Annotated in this window: 14 protein-coding genes and 4 pseudogenes; 12 read left to right on the plus strand and 6 right to left on the minus strand. The window is 40.5% G+C overall.

From position 1 onward, the window contains the following. The 9 genes and pseudogenes from IPK31_04155 (at nucleotide 1) to IPK31_04195 (ending at nucleotide 8,754) form a co-directional block, all read left to right on the plus strand. Complete coding sequence (locus tag IPK31_04155; protein MBK8087198.1) at nucleotides 1–996, plus strand: hypothetical protein; 996 nt, start codon at nucleotides 1–3, stop codon at nucleotides 994–996. 23 nt (nucleotides 997–1,019) lie between these two features. Beyond that, nucleotides 1,020–2,138 (plus strand): hypothetical protein, encoded by a 1,119-nt coding sequence (locus IPK31_04160; GenBank protein ID MBK8087199.1) that lies wholly within the window; start codon nucleotides 1,020–1,022, stop codon nucleotides 2,136–2,138. A gap of 354 nt (nucleotides 2,139–2,492) precedes the next feature. After that, nucleotides 2,493–3,857, plus strand: coding sequence for a dipeptidase (locus tag IPK31_04165; protein MBK8087200.1), 1,365 nt, complete (start codon nucleotides 2,493–2,495; stop codon nucleotides 3,855–3,857). 169 nt (nucleotides 3,858–4,026) lie between these two features. After that, nucleotides 4,027–4,389 carry a hypothetical protein gene (locus IPK31_04170; GenBank protein MBK8087201.1) on the plus strand — a complete coding sequence of 121 codons (363 nt, stop codon included), beginning with the start codon at nucleotides 4,027–4,029 and terminating at the stop codon, nucleotides 4,387–4,389. A gap of 282 nt (nucleotides 4,390–4,671) precedes the next feature. Next, nucleotides 4,672–5,496 carry a Bro-N domain-containing protein gene (locus tag IPK31_04175; GenBank protein ID MBK8087202.1) on the plus strand — a complete coding sequence of 275 codons (825 nt, stop codon included), beginning with the start codon at nucleotides 4,672–4,674 and terminating at the stop codon, nucleotides 5,494–5,496. Nucleotides 5,497–5,912: 416 nt separating this feature from the next. Next, nucleotides 5,913–6,254, plus strand: coding sequence for a 4Fe-4S dicluster domain-containing protein (locus tag IPK31_04180; protein ID MBK8087203.1), 342 nt, complete (start codon nucleotides 5,913–5,915; stop codon nucleotides 6,252–6,254). A gap of 30 nt (nucleotides 6,255–6,284) precedes the next feature. After that, a pseudogene (locus tag IPK31_04185) lies at nucleotides 6,285–7,348 on the plus strand (3-methyl-2-oxobutanoate dehydrogenase subunit VorB). Then, on the plus strand, nucleotides 7,338–8,165 hold the full coding sequence (locus IPK31_04190; GenBank protein ID MBK8087204.1) for a 2-oxoglutarate oxidoreductase: 828 nt from the start codon (nucleotides 7,338–7,340) through the stop codon (nucleotides 8,163–8,165). Before IPK31_04185 ends, IPK31_04190 begins: the two are co-directional and overlap by 11 nt. Before the next feature lie 13 nt (nucleotides 8,166–8,178). Continuing rightward, nucleotides 8,179–8,754, plus strand: a complete 576-nt coding sequence (locus IPK31_04195; protein MBK8087205.1) for a 2-oxoacid:acceptor oxidoreductase family protein — start codon at nucleotides 8,179–8,181, stop codon at nucleotides 8,752–8,754. A 10-nt stretch (nucleotides 8,755–8,764) separates the two neighbouring features. On the opposite strand, the gene IPK31_04200 is transcribed toward IPK31_04195, so the two are convergent. From IPK31_04200 to IPK31_04210, 3 genes and pseudogenes are all read right to left on the minus strand, one after another. Beyond that, the gene (locus tag IPK31_04200) at nucleotides 8,765–9,685 is read right to left on the minus strand and encodes a hypothetical protein (GenBank protein ID MBK8087206.1); all 921 of its coding nucleotides are present in this window, start codon (nucleotides 9,683–9,685) and stop codon (nucleotides 8,765–8,767) included. 74 nt (nucleotides 9,686–9,759) lie between these two features. After that, complete coding sequence (locus IPK31_04205; GenBank protein MBK8087207.1) at nucleotides 9,760–10,158, minus strand: hypothetical protein; 399 nt, start codon at nucleotides 10,156–10,158, stop codon at nucleotides 9,760–9,762. A 100-nt stretch (nucleotides 10,159–10,258) separates the two neighbouring features. Continuing rightward, nucleotides 10,259–12,333 (minus strand): annotated as a pseudogene (locus tag IPK31_04210) (DPP IV N-terminal domain-containing protein). A 413-nt stretch (nucleotides 12,334–12,746) separates the two neighbouring features. Between IPK31_04210 and IPK31_04215 the strand changes: the two are divergent. Together IPK31_04215 and IPK31_04220 are read left to right on the plus strand one after the other, a co-directional pair. Then, the gene (locus tag IPK31_04215) at nucleotides 12,747–13,370 is read left to right on the plus strand and encodes a nucleotidyl transferase AbiEii/AbiGii toxin family protein (GenBank protein ID MBK8087208.1); all 624 of its coding nucleotides are present in this window, start codon (nucleotides 12,747–12,749) and stop codon (nucleotides 13,368–13,370) included. Nucleotides 13,371–13,374: 4 nt separating this feature from the next. Further along, nucleotides 13,375–13,762 (plus strand): annotated as a pseudogene (locus IPK31_04220) (RNA-binding S4 domain-containing protein). Here the strand turns inward: IPK31_04220 and IPK31_04225 are convergent. Then, entirely contained in the window at nucleotides 13,759–14,730 is a 972-nt protein-coding gene (locus IPK31_04225) for a hypothetical protein (protein MBK8087209.1), read from the minus strand. The pseudogene IPK31_04220 and the gene IPK31_04225 overlap by 4 nt on opposite strands. Nucleotides 14,731–14,951: 221 nt before the next feature. Here IPK31_04225 and trmD point away from each other — a divergent pair. Then, a pseudogene (gene trmD / locus IPK31_04230) lies at nucleotides 14,952–15,631 on the plus strand (tRNA (guanosine(37)-N1)-methyltransferase TrmD). On the opposite strand, the gene IPK31_04235 reads toward trmD, so the two are convergent. Together IPK31_04235 and IPK31_04240 are read right to left on the minus strand one after the other, a co-directional pair. Next, nucleotides 15,632–17,425, minus strand: a complete 1,794-nt coding sequence (locus tag IPK31_04235; GenBank protein ID MBK8087210.1) for a glycosyltransferase family 39 protein — start codon at nucleotides 17,423–17,425, stop codon at nucleotides 15,632–15,634. Between the two features lie 75 nt (nucleotides 17,426–17,500). Next, the gene (locus tag IPK31_04240) at nucleotides 17,501–20,620 is read right to left on the minus strand and encodes a glycosyl hydrolase (protein MBK8087211.1); all 3,120 of its coding nucleotides are present in this window, start codon (nucleotides 20,618–20,620) and stop codon (nucleotides 17,501–17,503) included. Between the last annotated feature and the right edge of the window lie 107 nt (nucleotides 20,621–20,727).

The following is a 20,727-nucleotide window of genomic DNA, read 5'->3' on the forward strand; positions in this document are numbered from 1 at the left end:
ATGCAACGTTTCAAAAAATGGTTCAAACATAACTTCGGTCATATTACTGAACGGTTTAAAGATTTCGGAATAGTAGTGCGACCCTTGTGGGTAATTCTGTTGTTCCAGGTATTGGTTGCATTTGCATTTGTTGGTGCACCACAAGGGCAGGACATGCTGCTCACTTATATTATCGACTTTAAACAGGAATGGAGAAGTCTTGGATGGTTCTGGGTAGCACTGCTTTGCTTAAGTGCAGCATCAGAATTTGGAAGCAGGCTGATCATTTATTTTTCTGATCTCACCACATATGAACTGGAAGTAAGAAGGGTACGTTTCAGAAAACTGTTTCAGAAACATCTTTCCAAAGTATTCCTGTTTGCCCCCGTATTTTTTGTTACCTGCGGATTTATCATTGCTTACAGAAGATTGTCTAAAGGCGATTCGATTGATGCATTTGAATACAAAGACCCGATGCTGTCTTTTATTATTATTCTCCTTTTTCTTGCAGTACTGGTATACCTGTTATACCTTATCTATTTTGGCAAGCTGAAAAAAACACTGTACCAGTTATCATTCAACCGTCTGCAGAAGTATGTATTTACAAAACTGTACAGTATTACGAAAGAAAGATGGATTACCAGAGTGCAGGAAATTGATGGAGTAAAAAAACAGGTACTGGTAAAAGTTGGCGGCATTGATTTTATAAAACCGTTAATGAAACGTTTTTACATTGTCTTTTTAGCGCCGGCAGCTTTCTTTATTCTGTTCTTTAGTTTTTTGCCCGTTAAAGGATATGATCTTGTGGGGGCTTCCGGTTTAATCTGTATGTCTTTCGCCTGCTGGATCATTGTGTACTGTTCACTTAACATACTGGATAAAGTTCAGCCATTGCGTTTTAAAATGCCCTACCGTCTTTCATTGATAGTGATTGTATTACTTGTTTCCTGGTTCAACAACGATCACCCGGCAAGAGTTGCTGCAGTGAAACAGCGAAGACCGATGAACGCAAACTGATTCATGAATACTTTGATGAATGGGTGGAAGCAAGGCAGCTTGATACAACAAAGAACTTCCCGGTTATTTTTATTGGAGCAGAGGGCGGCGCCTTACGAACAGGTTGCTTTACTTCTATGATGCTGGCAAGATTGCAGGACTCCCTTCCCAATTTTAAAAACTATGTGTTCTGTTACAGTGGTGTGAGTGGCGGCTCTCTTGGTGTAAACTTTTTTAATGCATTAACACAGGCGCCATCTCTTCCTGCCAATTATCAAACAGTAACAAGGAATTTTTATAACAAAGATTTCTTATCAGCCACAACAGGTAAACTTATTTTTGCAGAAATACTGAACTGCTTTATTCCAAGGCTTGTACCCATGTTCGACCGGGCACAGGCACTGGAGCGTACATGGGAAAACAGTTTTGAAGAATCAACGGGTTTGAAAGACGAAGCAAATTTATTTGCCACAAACTTTTCAACTCATGCCGGTAACCCGCAGCAGAAAACAAATTCGGTTGTGCTGATCAATATTACCGAAGTGGAATCAGGATCAAGAACCATCTGGAGCAATGTACAGATCGATCCGGTAAATTTTAAAAAGGTCATTGATCTCCAAAAAAAATCGCTGGTACAACTTCCTTACAGTACCGCTATCAGTTTAAGCGCAAGGTTTCCACTGGTATCACCTGCCGGGGCAATTGAATGGAAAAAAGATAAACGTCTGCATTATGTTGATGGAGGTTATTACGAAAACAAAGGTGCATTGGGAATTGCTGAAGCACTGGAAGCCATTAAAAAATATTCAAAGTATAAAAACAAAGCAGAGTTTTTTGTGCTTCAGTTTCATTTCAGTGAAGAAAGCGAAGGTGAATACAGTGGTATTCAATTTCTAAATGATCCCCGTGAAATACTGGGTGCTATCACTAACGTAAGAAGCGGCCATACCAATTATAGTTATGAAGAACTGTTCAGAATCTGCAAAGAATACAATGGCGTATTGATTCCATTACATCTGCCACTCGATGGACATAAGGTTCCCATGAACTGGGTATTATCAAGTGCTGCTTTAACAAGACTGGAAGATGTGTGTGATGGTATGCTGCGGAAAGAAATGAACCTGCAGCCTTTACTCAACCGTTTACATGAGCTCCCTAAATAGGCACAGCCCCTGCAGAAAACATCTTCACAAAACTGAGCAAGCGGGAAGTAGAATCTGCAGAGGCTGTTATGGTTGCAAATGTAAACGGGAAATCTTGTTCCGTGTTGCATTACAGGCAATCTTTTTTTCTTCTTCACAATTCGTTAACCCGCTATTTCAGAACCTACGACGGTTGTCATATTTCCAGATGAGGAGAAACAGGCTTTTCAATTGAACTGAATTTTTTAGGCAGCTTCCTGTAAATAAAACAGTTGCCAACTTTTTGTAAAGTTGGCAACCCTTAGCAACATTGTTTGCCCGAATATCCTACATTCGTCTTCCAATCTTAATTATCAACTTTCAAATACTATTGTTATGCAAGCCTGGAAAGAATATCAGGAAAAAAACAAAGACCGTTTCCTGAACGAATTGCTCGATTTATTACGCATCCCATCCATCAGTGCTAAAATTGAAAACAAGGCCGACATGGTTACCTGTGCCGAAGCCGTTAAAGCAAGATTGCTGGAAGCTGGTGCTGATAAAGTGGTGATTTATGAAACAGCCGGACATCCTGTTGTATATGGTGAAAAATTTGTGGATGCTTCCAAACCTACTGTACTGGTGTATGGTCATTATGATGTGCAGCCGGTTGATCCGTTAAACTTATGGAACAGTCCGCCGTTTGAACCAACCATTAAAGACGGAAAAATATTTGCCCGTGGTTCTGCTGATGATAAAGGACAGTTTTACATGCATGTAAAAGCACTGGAAACAATGGTGCAAACCAATTCCCTCACCACCAATATGAAATTTATTATTGAAGGTGAAGAAGAAGTGGGAAGTCCCAATCTGTCAACCTTTGTAAAAGCCAATAAAGAATTACTGAAAGCCGATGTGATCCTCATCAGCGATACGTCCATGATCAGCATGGAAAACCCTTCCATTGATATTGGTGTACGTGGACTTAGTTATATTGAAGTGGAAGTAACCGGACCGAACCGTGATCTGCACAGCGGTGTGTATGGTGGTGCTGTTGCAAACCCTATCACCATTTTAGCAAAGATGATTGCCAGTTGTCATGATGAAAACAATCATATCACTATTCCAGGTTTTTATAATGACGTAGTGGAAGCAACTCCTGAAGAGCGTAAGCTGATGGCTTCTGCTCCTTATGATGAAAAAGAATTCAAAGCTGATTTAGGTGTAACAGAACTCTGGGGCGAAAAAGGATTTACCAGTAATGAACGTACCGGTATCCGTCCAACGCTTGAACTGAATGGTATCTGGGGTGGTTATACCGGTGAAGGTGCAAAGACAGTTCTTCCGTCAAAAGCAACTGCAAAAATTTCTGCCAGGTTAGTGCCCAATCAATCATCAACAGTGATCACAGAAAAACTCATCAGCTATTTTCAAAGCATTGCACCGGCTGGTGTAACGGTGAAAGCAAGTGAGCATCATGGTGGTGAACCATACATGACTCCTGTTAACAGCAAAGCCTACAAAGCTGCTGCTGCTGCCGTGAAAGATACATTCGGTAAAGATCCTATTCCTGTGCGTGGCGGCGGAAGTATTCCTATCTGTGCATTGTTTGAACAGGAACTGGGAATTAAAATTGTGTTCATGGGATTTGGATTAGACAGTGATAACCTGCACAGCCCGAATGAGAAATATGATATTGTAAACTTTTATAAAGGCATTGAAACGATTCCATATTTCCATAAGCATTTTGCGGAGATGTAAGGGGTTGGCCACGGAGACACGAAGGCACAAAGAAAAATTCTTTGTGCCTTTTTTGTTTAGATTGTAATTCTTGATGTTGCATAGTTAGTTTATTTAGCTTCGTAGAGCGGTGAGTGAGGCAGCCAGTGCACCAAAACCATTGCCGAGACTCGCCTGAGAAACTATAATCATGAAAGCTATACTCATTTTTGCGTTGCTTTTATTTGCTTCGACTGCAACATTTGCGCAGAAGCCAAAGGATGGCACATATACTTATTCTATTGCTTTTGCCGAATGGGGTGGAAAATCTTTAGGCTCAACCTGTACAGTAATCATTAAGGGTGACAGCATTCAAATAATTCATAACGGGAAGAAAAATTTAACCGGCAAAAAGGGGGAGATCATTGATGAAGGAATAATCATGAAACATACTAAGACCGGCAAATGGATTATCGGCCACAGTAAAAAAGACAAGGATGCAAAAGAAATTGGCGGATGCTCAGATGGGCCCTCTGTTATTGATTTTAAACATAAGCGTTTCTGGATGTGTTGATTTAAGTTATAACTTTCTACGCCTTGGTTAGTGTCTTCACAAACCAATTTAATTACATCCATTCTTTCCATCCGAGTCTCCTTAAAAAACGAATCATTCAATAAAAGAGTTCTCAGGCGAGTCTCGGCTACGGTCCTGTGTTTAGCCGCCTGACTCGCCGTGATACGAAGCACTAACCCAACCTTTTTCACTTTGTTGGAAACTCAACATCAGTATTAATAGAATTTCCTATACGCTAAATAATTTAGTAAAAACAATTATCTTTATTGCAAACATTGCTATATGGGAAACATAAAATTATTTGAAAGCAAACAGGTGCGTTCTGTATGGGATGACGGGGAAGAAAAATGGTATTTCAGTATTGTAGATGTGGTTGCTATTTTAACGGATAGCCCGGATGCCCGGAATTATTGGAAAGTATTAAAACACAGGCTGCTGAAAGAGGGGAACCAGTCGGTTACAAATTGTAACCAACTGAAAATGCAATCGGCAGACGGCAAATATTACAAAACAGATGTAGGCGATGCTGAACAACTGCTTCGCTTAATCCAATCTATCCCCTCACCTAAAGCAGAACCTTTTAAACAATGGTTAGCAAAAGTAGGATACGAACGAATGCAGGAAATTGCCAACCCCGAACAGAGCATTGAACGTGCAAGGGAAAACTGGCAACAATTGGGCAGAAGCGAAAAATGGATTCAACAACGAATGACGGGACAGGAAACCCGGAATAAACTAACCGATTACTGGAAAGAAAGCGGTGTGAAAAAAGCAGATGAGTTTGCCTACCTCACGAATATTATTCACCAGGAGTGGACTGGTTTAACTGTAAAAAAACATAAAGACCTGAAAGGTTTAAAAACTCAAAATCTGAGAGACCACATGAGTGAAGCAGAACTTATTTTCACCGCATTAGCAGAATTGAGTACAAGACAAATTGCTGAAACAGAACAGGCAAAGGGAGTTATAAAAAATGCAGCAGCGGGAAAAAAAGGGGGTAAAATTGCGAAGGATGCACGCTTGAGATTAGAAGCACAAACCGGAAGAAAAGTAATTACAGGAGAGAACTTTTTACCTCCTGCAAAAGAAAAAAAGAAACTGAACTGATATTTACAACTCAAGATAATCATAGGTATGCCATACTTTGAAAGTATGGCATACCTGTTTCGAAGCTGTTTCATACACAGGTGTTTTTATTCTTTACTTATGCAGGATGTCTGACGTCTTAACGACGTCCTGACATCGCCTCCGAATTTTGGAGTACAGGTGTCAGGACCTTGCAAAGGTCAGAAACAGGAAAAAGAAAAGCAGCTGCTCTGAACTATGTATGCTGCCATGAAAACGGAACCATAAACCGAGCGTGGCAACAACCGATGCCACCTGCACTAACGCCCACCAACAAATCCTTTTCCCGGTTTTAAAAAAACATTGATAACTATCAGTTCCCGGCCTGATTAATCCAATGAGAATGAAAACTAAAAGGTGTTAGTTTTGGCCGGACTTCCGCATTAAATTACTTCTGTATGGAAGAAAAAAACTCTTCTGCATCTGCCCAGTCAAAACAACGAATCGTAAAGGGGAAAGTGGTAATTGATATTGAACAATGCAAGGGCTGCGAACTGTGTACCACGGCCTGTAAAGAACATGCCCTTTCGCTTTCAGCCACCATCAACACAAAAGGTTACCGTTACATTGTTGCCGATAATGATCTGTGTACGGGTTGTGTGAATTGTGCGCTGGTTTGTCCGGATGCAGTGATTACCGTGTACCGCACAAAAGCAAAAAAACAAAAAGTTGACATGAGCAGGGAAGAGGCAAGGCAATTGATTCTTTCATCTGTTACTCCGGTAAAAAGCAGCGTATAAGTCTGCCATTAATCATCCACACATCAATACATGGAAACAAAACTGATGAAAGGAAATGAAGCACTCGCCGAAGCGGCCATACAGGCTGGCTGCGATGCGTACTTCGGCTATCCCATCACCCCGCAATCTGAAGTGCTGGAATACCTCGCAAGAGAAATGCCCAAGTACAACCGCATTGTAATGCAGGCAGAAAGTGAAGTGGCTTCCATCAACATGGTATATGGTGCTGCCGGTGCAGGTTTCAGAGCCATGACGAGTTCTTCATCACCGGGTTTCAGTTTAATGCAGGAAGGGATTTCTTATATGGCAGGTGCAGAGTTGCCCTGTTTGCTTGTGAATGTAAACCGTGCAGGACCCGGACTTGGAACCATACAACCCGGACAGGGTGATTATTTTCAATCAACCAAAGGTGGTGGTCATGGTGATTACCGGTTGATTGTATTAGCGCCTTCTTCCGTTCAGGAAATGGCTGACTTTGTTTTTCTTGGTTTTGATTTAGCAGATAAATACCGCAATCCTGTTTTGATTTTATCGGATGGTGCGATTGGACAGATGATGGAGAAGGTGACCTTTGGTCATCACATCATCAACAAAACAGAAAAGCCATGGGCAACTGTTGGTAAACCCAAAACAAGAAAAAGAAATTATATCACATCGCTTCATATTCAACCCGAAGAAATGGAGCAGCACAATATTAAACTGCAGAAAAATTTGATACCATCCGTAGTAACGAAGTTCGTTTTGAAGAAACCAATACAACTGACGCTGATTATGTTTTGGTAGCATATGGATTGAGTGCAAGGATCTGTCACAAAGCGATGGACCTGTGCAGGCAGAAAGGATTGAAGGTTGGTTTGTTCCGCCCTGTTACATTGTTCCCTTTTCCGTATGATGCATTAAACAAACTGGCAGATAATACAAAAATGATGATGAGTGTTGAACTCAGCAGCGGACAAATGATTGAAGATGTAAAACTTGCGGTGAATGGAAAAGCTCCTGTTGAGTTTTACGGAAGAATGGGTGGCATGATTCCCACACCCGAAGAAATTGTACAGCATCTTGAACAACTAATTGAACCAGCTTATGCAAACTGAAGAACTATCCGGTATAAAAATAAATACTCTTCCGGCTCTTGCATGCAATCCCGAAGAGGAATATGAACTGGTGTATCACCGTCCAACAACAATGGTTGATACAACCATGCATTATTGTCCGGGCTGTGCACACAGTTTAGTACATAAACTGATTATGGAGGTAGTGGAAGAAATGGATATACAGGGAAAAACAGTTGGTGTTGCTCCTGTTGGCTGTTCGGTATTTGCTTATGATTACATGGATATTGATATGCAGGAAGCAGCGCATGGCCGTGCCTGTGCTGTTGCAACAGCCATTAAACGTTTAATGCCCGATAACTATGTATTCACTTACCAGGGCGATGGAGATTTAGCAGCGATTGGTATTGCAGAAACCATTCATGCAGTAAACCGTGGTGAAAATATTTTGATAGTATTCATGAACAATGCGGTGTATGGAATGACGAGTGGACAGATGGCTCCCACTACATTAACGGGAATGAAAACAACAACAAGTCCTGATGGACGTACAACAGAAATGTATGGAGCACCAATGAAAATTTCTGAACTGATGGCACAATTGCCCGGTGCTTATTTTGTAACGAGACAGGCGGTGAACAGTGCCAGTGCAGTGCGCCATACAAGAAAAGCATTGCTGCATGCATTTCAATACCAGCAGCAGCACATGGGAACATGCTTTGTGGAGATATTAGCGAACTGTCCATCGAACTGGAAGATGACACCGGTTGAAACATCCGAATTTATTGCTGATGAGATGAGTAACGTTTTTCCAATCGGTGATATTAAAGTTCCGAAAGGAGATCAAAAAATATTTTAAGGAGGAACAAATTATGCTGGAAGAAATCATCATTGCAGGTTTTGGCGGACAGGGTGTTCTGTCGATGGGAATGACACTTGCGTATGCAGGAATGGTGGAAGACAAAGAAATTTCATGGATGCCATCCTACGGTCCGGAAATGCGTGGAGGCACAGCTAACTGTATTACCATACTGAGCGATGAAAAAATAAGTTCACCCATTATTGCAGCATTTGATACGGCGATTATTCTCAATCAGCCTTCGATGGAAAAATTTGCGGGCAAGGTAAAACCGGAAGGCATCTTACTGTACGATTCTTCTACCATCATTCATGCCATCGCACGAACTGATATTACCATCATTGGTATTGCTGCCACAACAGAAGCCATACAAATGAAGAATCCACGCATTATGAATATGCTGATGCTGGGTGCTTACCTGCAGCTGAAACCAATTGTTGCTGTTGATGATATTATGAAAGCTTTGGAAAAAGTATTACCAGAAAAATATCATCATCTTCTTCCTGTAAACCGCCAGGCAATGGAAAGAGGTGCGGCGTTGGTGAAGTTGCAACTGGAACAAACAAAAAAATTGGTGGCAGTGAGTTGAATAGTTCTTATCAAAGCAGGTTCTTCTTTTTCAGCTCTATCATCTTCATCAAACACCAGCTGACTGTTACAGTTGTATTTGCATCACTTTTAAACTGCAGAATGTTTCTTACCACGGTTCCTCCTGAAAAAAAGACGCCCCCATCCCAGTAAACTCCCTGCACCGGATCTGCCTTCATTTGTGAAAGCAGGTAATGCAAGGCTTTCTCAATTACAGGCTTTGTTTTATATTTTTCAAATTCACCAATATGCAGCAGGGTATATAATACATTGGCGGTTGATTGAATACGATCAGAAGAATTGAGTTTTTTCCTGCTTTTAAACGATCCATTGGGCCTTTGCTGTTTAATGATATCAGCGGTAAGCAGACCAACAGCTTCACTTAACTCTGTAATTCCTGAACTGTAAGCTCTTGCAACGGATGTATGCAGATGATACCTGTTAGGATAGTAAACAGTTGTGCGTTTATAATTTCCACTTTTGATTTTTTTGGTAATGTATTGTGCAGCATTACCGATGATTCTGCTGCTGTCGGTTTCACCTTTTTCAGCCAGTGCATGCAACACATTTGCATTCACAACTGCATCAATATCATTGGTGCCGTATGGAATGTATGGACTGCTTAATTTTGGATAACATTTACTCACCGGAAGATAGAACACAAGATTATGCAGAGCTGTATGAACTGCACTGTGATGCCGGGTTTCAACTTCATCACCAAGCCAGGTCATAAATGCACCGCTGTTCTTTGGATCTTTGTTCCATATATTAAACCAGTGCCTTGTCTTCCTTTGTTCATCACGGTAAGAAATCAACTGTGGCAGTAATGGTTTTGAAACAATGGAATCATTCATTTGCTGCTGCAGCAATTCTGCATAGTAACCCAGCGATGTATCATCAGCATCGTTCATTACGTTTGCAGCCTTCTTCATAAATCTTGATTTAAGCCGGTAGCTCATTGGCTGCCGCATCAGCAGTACCGTATCTGTTTTCTTCAGCGGATATCTTACCCGGTATTCTCTCCAGAAATTATAGCCGTTCCGTTTTTGTAAAACTGCAGGGCCTGATAAGAATTATTAATCGTTTGCTTTAAAAAAGAATAGCGGACTGTATCAGAGAGATAAATGCGGCTTAACTCATTGTGCAGACTTGCTGTTGTAAAACAATTTGCATCTGCATATTCTGCAGGCTTACCCAACAGCGGGAAGCCTAAGCTTAACTTCATTCCTGAATACCACTCCCCTTTAAAGCCACGCTTATTATCAGCTTTAAATTGTGTACTTCCAAGATAATGCAGCGTACCGTTAAGCAGTTGTTGAAGTGAATCAGCATTGGGCGTCTGTGCATTTACTTTATTGAAAAACAGCAGCAGCGAAATAATACTGATAAAAATAAATTTTATCATCAGCAGCGTTCATGGTTTACACAAAAATACATCAATGACTGATGTCATCCCATTTTTATAAAAGTGAACAAACAAATCAGCAATAAAAAATGCAATCAATTTATTTCGCTCCCGGCGGGCATTTTTCTTTGAGGAAAGCTGTATATAATTTCATGAGATGCTGAAATGTTCCCGCCCCTTCACTGATATTATGTGTGCGGTTGGGATAAGACATCAGCTGAAACAGTTTTCCGTTTTTAATTAATTCATTGATCAACACTTCGGCATTGCTGTAATGTACATTGTCATCACCCGTTCCATGTACATACAATAAATTTCCTTTCAGGTTCTTTGCATAAGTGATGGGCGAACCTTTGATGAAGTCATCTCTATTTTCTTGCGGTAACCCCATATAACGTTCCTGGTAAATATTATCGTAGAATAATTGATTGCCTACTGCTGCAATGGCAATCCCAGTCTGAAACAGATCAGGATACTGAAACAGCAAATGCAATGTGGTTGATCCGCCACCGCTCCAGCCCCATGCTGCCACTCTTGATGGATCAAGATATTTACGATCCTGCAATAATTTTTTCATACCCATTGCCTGGTCACGGATATTGATACGGCCAATCTGCCTGTAAATACTTTTGCGCCATTCAGCACCTTTCAATGTTGGTGTACCACGGTTGTTGAGTGATACATAAAAATATCCCTGCCCGTTAAAATCACCACTGAACATAAAATTATTACCTGCATAAAAATCATCTTCCACTGTTGTTGTAGCCGGTTCACTGTACACATACAATACAACAGGATATTTTTTTGTACTGTCGTAGTTTTTTGGTTTGCTCATCCAGCCATCCATGGTTACACCATCTTCAGTAGTAATGGTAAAGAATTCAAGATTTGATCTGTTGGCAGGTTTCATTGTTTTCAACAGATCATCCCCTGCAATTGGTTCATGTGCCGGCAAACTGATGAGCTGAGATGCTGGTGCAAAATTTCTGCTGGTAAAACTCTGTACGCCAAACTTTCCATTGGGCGACAGTTCATAGCTGTTGGTTCCATTGTAACCTTCAGGTGTTACACGAACTGCTTTACTCTTTCCATCCATTTTAACTTTGTAGAGATAACGCTGAATCGGCTTCTCGGGAGATGCAATAAACTACAAGTCACCGCTTACTTCATCTACTGCCCTGCTCGTGGCGCTATCGTAGTTACCAACAGTCAGCAAGGTTTCCTTACCATCTCTTCCAATTTTATAAATATGACGCCATCCGTCTTTTTCACTCACCCATAAAAAAGCAGGGCCGTTATTAATAAAATCCCATCCTCTTGGATCATCATCATTCCAGCGGCTTTTAATATCGATGAATGCTTTATCGCTTTCTGCATAAAATTCTTTGGCAACACCTGTCACTGCATTGCAGAAATACAGTTTGCTTTCATTCTGCTTACGGTTGAGTTGCAGTACTACCAGTTCTGTATTGTTTGCAGCCCATTCCATTCTTGGCAGATAATTGTTGGCAGGATCGCCGGGTATTTTCATCCACACTGTTTTTCCATTCTCTACATTCACTACCCCAATCTTTACAGGTGATGGTGCTTCCCCAACCTTCGGATATTCAACCGGAATTACTTTTGAATAAATACTGTCGGTTGTATTGAGCATATAGTAATCACGGATCTGGTTGGCATCAACCTGCCAGTAAGCAATATTCTTACTGTCGGGCTCCAGCGAAAACCATCACGGCATCCAAACTCTTCTTCATACACCCAATCGAATGTTCCGTTGATGAGTTTTTTGGTATTGTTGGTGGATGTTAATACAGTTGATTTCCCTGTTGCAAGGTCTTCCACATAAATATTATTGGCCTGCACATAAGCTGCTTTCTTACAGTCAGGAGAAAGCTTGGCATACAATAAAGTTTGTGCAGGTTTATCTTTCCCTATTTGTTTAATGGCATTACTTACAGCATCATACAACCAGTAATCCCCTTTGGTGTTATGCCGCCATACACGGGCTGTATTGGTAAAGATGAGCACTTTGCTTTCATTCTCACTAACGGTGAAATCTGCAATGCTGATCTGCTTTCCTTCAGCAGATTTCAAAGCAGATGCCGGAAGAATTATCTTCTGTTCACCAGTTTTCAAATTCGTTTTCACAACAGCACCTTTATCCTGTTCATACATACTGCTGCCGTCTTTTGTCCATTTAATCTTTTCCGCTTTAAACTGTGCAACTGCAAAAGTCCAGAAAGCAAAAAACAAATTCCAAGTAAGAAATGCTTCATAATGTTGATTTAAGTAACCGAAAATAATTAAAAGACTGATGCAACGAATTTTGTAATTTTAGGTTATGGACAATTTTCCATTCAGCAAAAACCTTTTTTGGGACGCAGACACTTCCAGATTCGACTTATATCGAAGCAAATCATACATTATCCAGCGTGTTTTAGTAAGGGGTGGCATGCAGGATGTTAAGAAATTAATGAAATTATACAGCAGAGAAGAAATCATTGAGTCTGTAAAAAAAAGCAGGGAACTGGATAAACTAACGCATAACTTTTGCAGCAATTATTTTCATATCCCAAAAGAAGAGATGCATGCTCCATCTGAATTCTATCAATGAGGTAACTCATCAATTACTGCAGTCACTTTGTTCAAAGGAATACTTACAGAATTTTGCCCTCGCCGGCGGTACTTCTCTTGCATTACAACTGGGGCATCGAAAAAGTATTGACATAGATTTGTTTTCCTTTGACGATGTGAATATGCCTGAGATCAGCCTGTTTCTGGAAAACGAATATGATGAAATAGAAATCAGGAGGACTACACCAGTGTTTATTTTTTGTAATATCAATGGTATTAAGTCTGACTTTGTTAAACACAATAAATCTAACTTACTGAAACCATGTATCACTATTGACGGAATCAGAATGTATTCTATTGAAGATATAGCTGCAATGAAATTGAATGCAATCTGTGGCAGAGGCTCTAAAAAAGACTTTTACGACATTTACCTCCTGCTTCAAAAGTTTACACTAAAAGAGCTATTAACTTTTTTTGACACAAAATTCAATTCAGATAATTCCTGGATGGCAATAAAAAGCCTGCAATACTTTGAGGATGCAGATCAAAATGAACAACCTGAATTACTGATCACCTATCCTGACTGGAATAAGATGAAACAGTTTTTTATCAAAACTGTGAATGATTTCAACTTCTAACCCCATGCCCGAAACAGAAAAACTAAGAATTGATAAATATCTCTGGGCCATCCGGCTCTTTAAAACCCGCAGCCAGGCAGGTGATGCCTGTGATAAGGGAAAGGTGAAATTCAATGGTGATAACTGCAAAGCTGCCCGTACGGTGAACATCGGGGATGAATATGAGGTGAAAACAGAAGCCAAACGCTGGCGCATTAAAGTAACCGGGTTACTGTACAAACGTGTACAATACAGCGAAGCAGTAAAATTTTATACTGATATTACTCCACCTGAGGAACTGGACCGGATCAAATCGCTCCCTTCTGCCTTTCATACCGGTAAACGTTTGAGCAATGTGGGACGACCTACAAAAAAGAGACCGGAGAGATCTGGAAGATTTTATGGATGATTAATTATCCGTTGCCGGCAAATCATTTACTGAGTAATACTTATTCTGAATTTCGAAATAAAGCACTTCTTTCCCATTGACGAATTTGTAACGGCTGATTTTATCAGGCAGTCCATTGAAACGGTATTCAATTTTATCCACCCATAAATCTGCAGCGCCTTTCTTCTTCTTTAATCGTTTTTCAATAAGGAGCCCGTTTGCATTATACATAAGACTTAACTCATACTTTCCCATAGCTATATTGCCCGGCTCCATTGCAGTAATCGTTGCTTTCTGTACATCAGCATAATTTAAACCGTAATCAGCTTTCTGGTAATTCCCCCCGTTTAAAAATCTTCGTTTTGAAAATTGCAGGTTGAATGTATCCATTCTGAATTCCCAGTCTTCAGCTGGGGGATAAAGTGATTTTTCATTTTCATAAACATATACCTCATTATAAAAAAAATTGCGGATAAACGGATCTTTCAGGGATGTGTTCTGCACATTGAAATCATAGTTCATGGAAAATATTTTTGTAGCTGGATTATCATCAGGCCATAACCTTACCACCTGTTCCTGTAAAATTGTTTCCATATAGTCAATCCGCTCTTTATACTTCACTCCAAGCCCAACTAATTTCTGATAAGCGATTACTCCATCCCCTGAAGGGATAGTTGTGGTTGTATTTGCCTGCCTGCCGATATCATTGACAATAATCGCATCAAGTCCTTCTTCTTTTGCTTTTTGCTTAAGCATCCTAAGCATTTCATCTGAGCTTACAAAGGGTGCACCCTGCACTTCCACCAGTTTTACTTTGTAATAAGGTTTCGAAGGTTTCCCGTTATCAAGAAACACATCCACTTCATTTGAATGAGGTCTCAACGGAATGGTTGAAAGGGAATTTTTAGCAGCCGTTAAATACTGTCCGCTGTAGTAAGGGGTGCAGGAAGAAAATAACTGCAATAAAATCAGAAGAGTAAAGATCTGTCTCACAGGCGAATTTTTGATAAAACTACTTCAGACGTATGGCAAGAAATTGTTAATTCAATTCATCTTTTGAATTTTTCCGAAGCTGTTTGAAAATGCAGATTAGTCCCGTTAAGGTATGCCATACTTAACAACTGTTTGATGAATTTCAGATATCCTTAAAAAAGTATGGCATACCTATGCTCTTTACTCTTGCCGGGCTTCTTGTCAACAAGTATCTTTGCCCCATGCACATTGATATTATTTCTGTTGTTCCTGACCTGCTCGACAGTCCGCTTAATCACAGTATGATGAAACGGGCAAAGGATAAGGGCCTGCTCAGCATTGCGGTTCATCACCTGCGTAAATGGGCGGTGAATGAATACGGACAGGTGGATGATTACCAGTACGGCGGTGGTGCAGGGATGGTGATGATGTGTGAACCGCTGGAAAAAGCGATCAACGAATTGCAGCAGGAAAAAAAGTTTGATGAAATTATTTACCTCACACCCGATGGAAAACAATTCGATCAGTCAACAGCCAATCAACTTTCACTGAAAGAAAACATTTTGCTCATTTGTGGACATTACAAAGGCATTGACCAGCGCATCCGTGATCATTATGTAACCATGGAAATTTCTATTGGTGATTATGTATTGAGTGGTGGTGAACTGGCTGCTGCTGTTTTAGTTGATGCAATAGGCCGTTTGATTCCCGGTGTACTGAACGATGAAACTTCTGCACTCACTGATTCTTTCCAGGATAATTTATTAGCTCCTCCCGTTTATACAAGACCTGTTGATTACAACGGCTGGAAAGTGCCCGACATTTTATTAAGCGGTGATCTGAAAAAATTGAAGAGTGGCGCTACGAACAATCGGTTGAACGAACCAAAACAAGAAGACCTGATTTGATGGATGAGGACTGATTAAGGTTCGAATAAGAAAACTTTGAGATCATCTAACAGCAAGGGACGATCGCTGTCAGCATTCCAGCAGGAAACAATTACACGGTCATATGCATCAGGAATTTTTGCATCAAAATAAATACGTTTTGTTTCATTATCCTGCAGCACACGAAATACACGAACCATATTATACTTCACCAACTCATTGCCTTTATAAAATTTTACCATGAACTGTGCCATTCGCCAGGTGTTCCATTCTTTCCTTTCAGTCCTGAATGTGGCAGAGATGCGTAACCAGTTTCCTGTTCCTTTTGAAACCGGTATCTCATATTCAGGTGTTGCTTGTTTTTCTTTATTCAGAAACAAACTCTTGCCCGAAACAGCATAAAGAGCTGTTGCATGTTCATCTGATTCCATATCAAAATTGTTGAAATAGATTTCGCTTGACGCTGAGGGTGTTCCTTTAAAACGGTCTGTATTATCCAGCAGGAACTGTACATTGTCATCCACTTTATATTGAAACAAAATAGCTTTGAGATAAGCATCTGTCATTTCACCTGCCCTGTACAAACCTCCACGATGTGCCTGATGGGTGAGCCAGAAATTATAATAAGTGCATATCAATAAAAATCCTGCCACAATCAATTGCAGGTAAATTTTCTTTCTAAATAATATATCCATTACTGCAGCAATGGAAACAGCAAGTACCGGATAAGATTGAATCATTGCACGCATACCTAAACTTCCACCATACCACCAGATATCCCATGCAAAACAGATATAGATAAATAAGGCACTGAATACTGCAACAGTCCAAAATAAATTCTTCTGTTTCTTATACAACACAGGAAGACCGAAAAAAAACAGGGCAATCGCCGGGGTATAAGTGATCCATCCATTGTTGGAGCTGAACATTCCAATATATAAATGCGGATGCAGCCAGCTGAATCCCTGATCCTGGTAACTGTACACAATCCAATCTCCACTGCTCCATTTCCAGTAAAGCAGCTGAATGAAAATAAAAGCAGCTGCTCCAACTGTTACTGCAAATACATAGCGAAACTCTTTCAGAAAAAAAGACAATCGCTGTTTACTATCAGCAAAAGAAGATATTCCCCATAGCAAAGGAATAAGAATAGAAATTATTTCTGTCGGACGAATTAATGTGACCCATCCAACAAAACATCCAATGAACAATGCTTTTAGCAGAGAAGGTTGCTTGTAAAAACGAATGGTTGTCCAGATCAATAAACAATAAAGAGTAAACAAACTGTTATGCGTCATTGCCCCATCAATAGCTGCATAGTTGAGATAGTTGGTTGCAAAAACAATGATGAGCAAAGTAATGGCCGTTGCTTTATCAGAGAAATACTCCAGTAAAATTTTACGCAAATACCAGATGCCAATTAGCGCAGCAAGCAACATTCCCCAACTGATTGCCAATTGATACGGATAAGAAAAACCATCAGCAGCAAACGAATCAGAAAAACCGGCATACAAATGAGCCGCAATAAAAAAAGGCAACATCATAATCGCCTGCCCTGCGGGGTATTTCATCACATAATTTCCTGATGGGTGAAGAAATGCCTGCTGAAAATCGGGAGAGGGTTGGTACTTGGTAAGAATGCTGTCTTTGAATGTGCATTTTTTCAGATCCTTATAAATAAAGGCCGCAGGCAAATACATGTAATATCCTGACACATCCCAACTGATAGTTGCTTCGCTGCCGGGTTTGCTCCACTTTGGATAATAGAACATTCCTGTAAAAAGGATGAGTACAGCACAACAGAAAAAAGCAATGCGGGAGAATTGCATGCTGCTAAAATAAGAAAAGAAAACAAAGAGGTGACAGCTTTTGAAAAGCTGTCACCTCTGCAACAAGATTCATATTTATTTCACTCCAATCACCGGTAAACTCTTCTCCCTGATCAGCTGATTAAACTTCGGCACATCTTCAGCAACAATCTTTTTCAGTTTATTCAACTGCTCATCGGCCTGCTTACTTAATTCAGCAAATACTTCTTTCGATTGTTTGCTCGGCGCATTGAAACCACTGTTGGCTGCATCAAACACACCGCTCAGCTTATCATTGATCCGGATTGGATAATTCAAAGGATCCTGTCCGCTCTTTGATTTGGTTTGATACAGTGTTTCTTCAATCGAAGTCAGCTCTTTGGTAATTGAAGCAGCCATGTCTTTAATTTCTTTCGGACAATCCTTTCCCTGCCTTGCAATAAATTCATTGATCTGTGTACGCAGTGCACGGATGTCTTTGATTCCTTTTTGCACATCATTAAATTTTTGCTGTACACTTAACAGGAAGCTGAATTGTTCGTCGTATTCTGCCTGCGTAAGTTTATAATTCGGATCGGCTTTAATTACAAACGGTACTTCAGCAGAATCTGTTCCTACTTTCACTTTAGCAAAATAATTTCCGGGAGGAGCAGTAATGGTACCGGGTGCACCATTCCATAAAATCATTCCTTCACTTGGTTCAGCAGGTGGATACTGCAGATCCCATGCAAACTGGTTCAATCCTTTTTGAATGTCTATTTTGTCTTTCCCATCTGTACTGAATGTTTTAATTGTCTTTTTATTTTTATCCATCAATGTAACAGAAGCTTTGGTTGAATCGGTTACACCTTTTGCATTGAATGTAATTACAACAGGCCCGGCAGGATTTTCACCCACGTTACGTGGCGTTCCAAAGCGGCGGGAAAAACGATTCATCTGCATGCGCCATCCCGGATTAACATCAAACACATGCAAGTTTTTGGCTGCTGTTTCAGCTTTTGACTGCTGTATCACTGTCAGGTCATCAATCACATAAAATCCTCTTCCCTGTGTAGCAACAATCAGATCATTCTCTTTAATAGTCATATCTGTAATGGGAACAACAGGCATATTCAGTTGAAATGATTTCCAGTTTGCACCATCATCAAATGATACGTACATACCAAACTCGGTACCTGCATATAACAGACCTGCACGTTTATGATCAGCACGCATAGCTCTTGTGAAATGCATTTTGTTGATGCCGTTGGTGATCAGCTTCCATGTTTTACCATAGTCTTCTGTTTTGTATATGTACGGAGTATAATCATCGAGCTTATATCTTGTACCAACAAAATACGCAGCACCTTTTTTAAACGGATCCACATCCACACAATTCCACATCATAAACTTCGGTGCATCTTTCGGCGTTACATTCTCCCAGTTCTTACCGCCATCTTTACTTACATGAATCAATCCATCATCACTGCCCGTCCACAATAAATCTTTTTCAAGAAAACTTTCTGTACCAGTGAAAATGGTGCAGTAATATTCAACACTGGTATTATCCTGTGTAATGGGGCCGCCACTTGATTTTTGTTTTGTTTTATCATTTGTTGTTAAATCCGGCGACAATGCAGTCCATGTTTGACCTTCATCTTCTGTTGCAAACAATACATTACCTGCTGAATATAATTTCTTCGGATTATGTGGTGAGAAGAAGATCGGGAAGTTCCATTGAAAACGGTATTTCAACACATCAGCTCCTGCACCCATTGGGTTATCGGGCCAAACGCTGATAGCACGGTTCTCTCCTGTTTTATGATCGAGCCTTGACAAATAGCCTCCGTAGTTACCACCATATACAATATCTGGATTTGTAGGATCAGCAACTACATAACCACTTTCACTTCCTGCTGTTTCCTGCCAATCCTGTTCAGTAATTCCTGCACCACCTGTGCGGCTTTTAATTCTGATGGTTGAATTATCCTGTTGAGCACCAAGAATACGGTAAGGAAAACTGTTATCAGTTGTTACACGGTAAAATTGTCCTGTTGGCTGATTCATATAAGTACTCCAGTTAGTACCAGCATCAAAACTCACCTGTGCACCTCCATCATCTGCAACAATCATGCGGTTGCCATTTTCAGGATCGATCCACAAATCATGATGATCGCCATGCGGAGTTCGTAACGAAAGAAATGTTCTGCCACCATCACGACTGAACATAAAGTTTACATTAGGGCAATATACCAGGTCGGGGTTTTTTGGATCAACAAATACTTTGCTGTAATACCATGCACGCTGACGGATATTATTATCACCACTCATCAGCTGCCATGTTTCGCCTGCATCATCGCTGCGGAACAAACCGCCATTTGCATTTTCAAGAATAGTATAAATGCGTTCAGGATTTGATGGTGCAAATGCAACTCCTACAATTCCCCATGTTCCTTTTGGCAACCCTTTTTTACTTGAAACATTGGTCCATGTTTCTCCGCCATCAGTTGATTTATACAAACCGCTTCCTTCGCCACCGCTTTCTAAACTATGCGGTGTACGGATTACACGCCACATACCTGCATACAGTACAGAAGGATTTTCAGGTTCCATTACTAAATCAGATGCACCCGTTTGATTGTTCACGAATAAAGTACGTTTCCATGTTTTGCCGCCATCTGTTGTTTTGTATACACCACGTTCTTCATTTGGTCCAAACAAATGACCAACAACTGCGACCCAAACAATATCTGCATTTTTTGGATGGATGACAATGCGGATGATATGACGTCCGTCTTTCAATCCGATATTCTTCCAGCTTCTTCCACCATCATCACTGCGCCACATTCCACCCAAACCTTCACTCACATTTCCACGCATGGTATTTTCGCCTTCACCTGCATATACAATGCTTTCATCGCCTGGAGCAACAGCAACTGCACCAATGGATGAACCGAAATATTTATCACTGATATTTTTCCAGTTGTTGCCACCATCACTGGTTTTCCAAACACCGCCACCGGTGGAACCCATGTAAAAGGTTGTTTTGTTTTTGTAGCTGCCGGCAACAGATGCGCTTCTTCCACCACGGTAAGGGCCAATGGAACGGTATTTTAATTTAGAATAAAGCGCTTCTTCGGGTGAAGAAGTTACAGGAGGAACTGGTTGATTTTTCTTTTGTGCATAGGTAAGAACAATGCACAAAAACGTGCCCGCAAGCATTACTATTTTTCTCATACTGATTGTTTTGGATTTTGAATGTACGAAGGAATGACCTTCTATGCTTCAATTGCCTGCTCATTTTGATGAAAGGAAAAATTCATCTTTCAACTGATCATCTCCTT

This window comes from Chitinophagaceae bacterium (assembly GCA_016713085.1).
Taxonomy (GTDB): Bacteria; Bacteroidota; Bacteroidia; order Chitinophagales; family Chitinophagaceae; genus Lacibacter.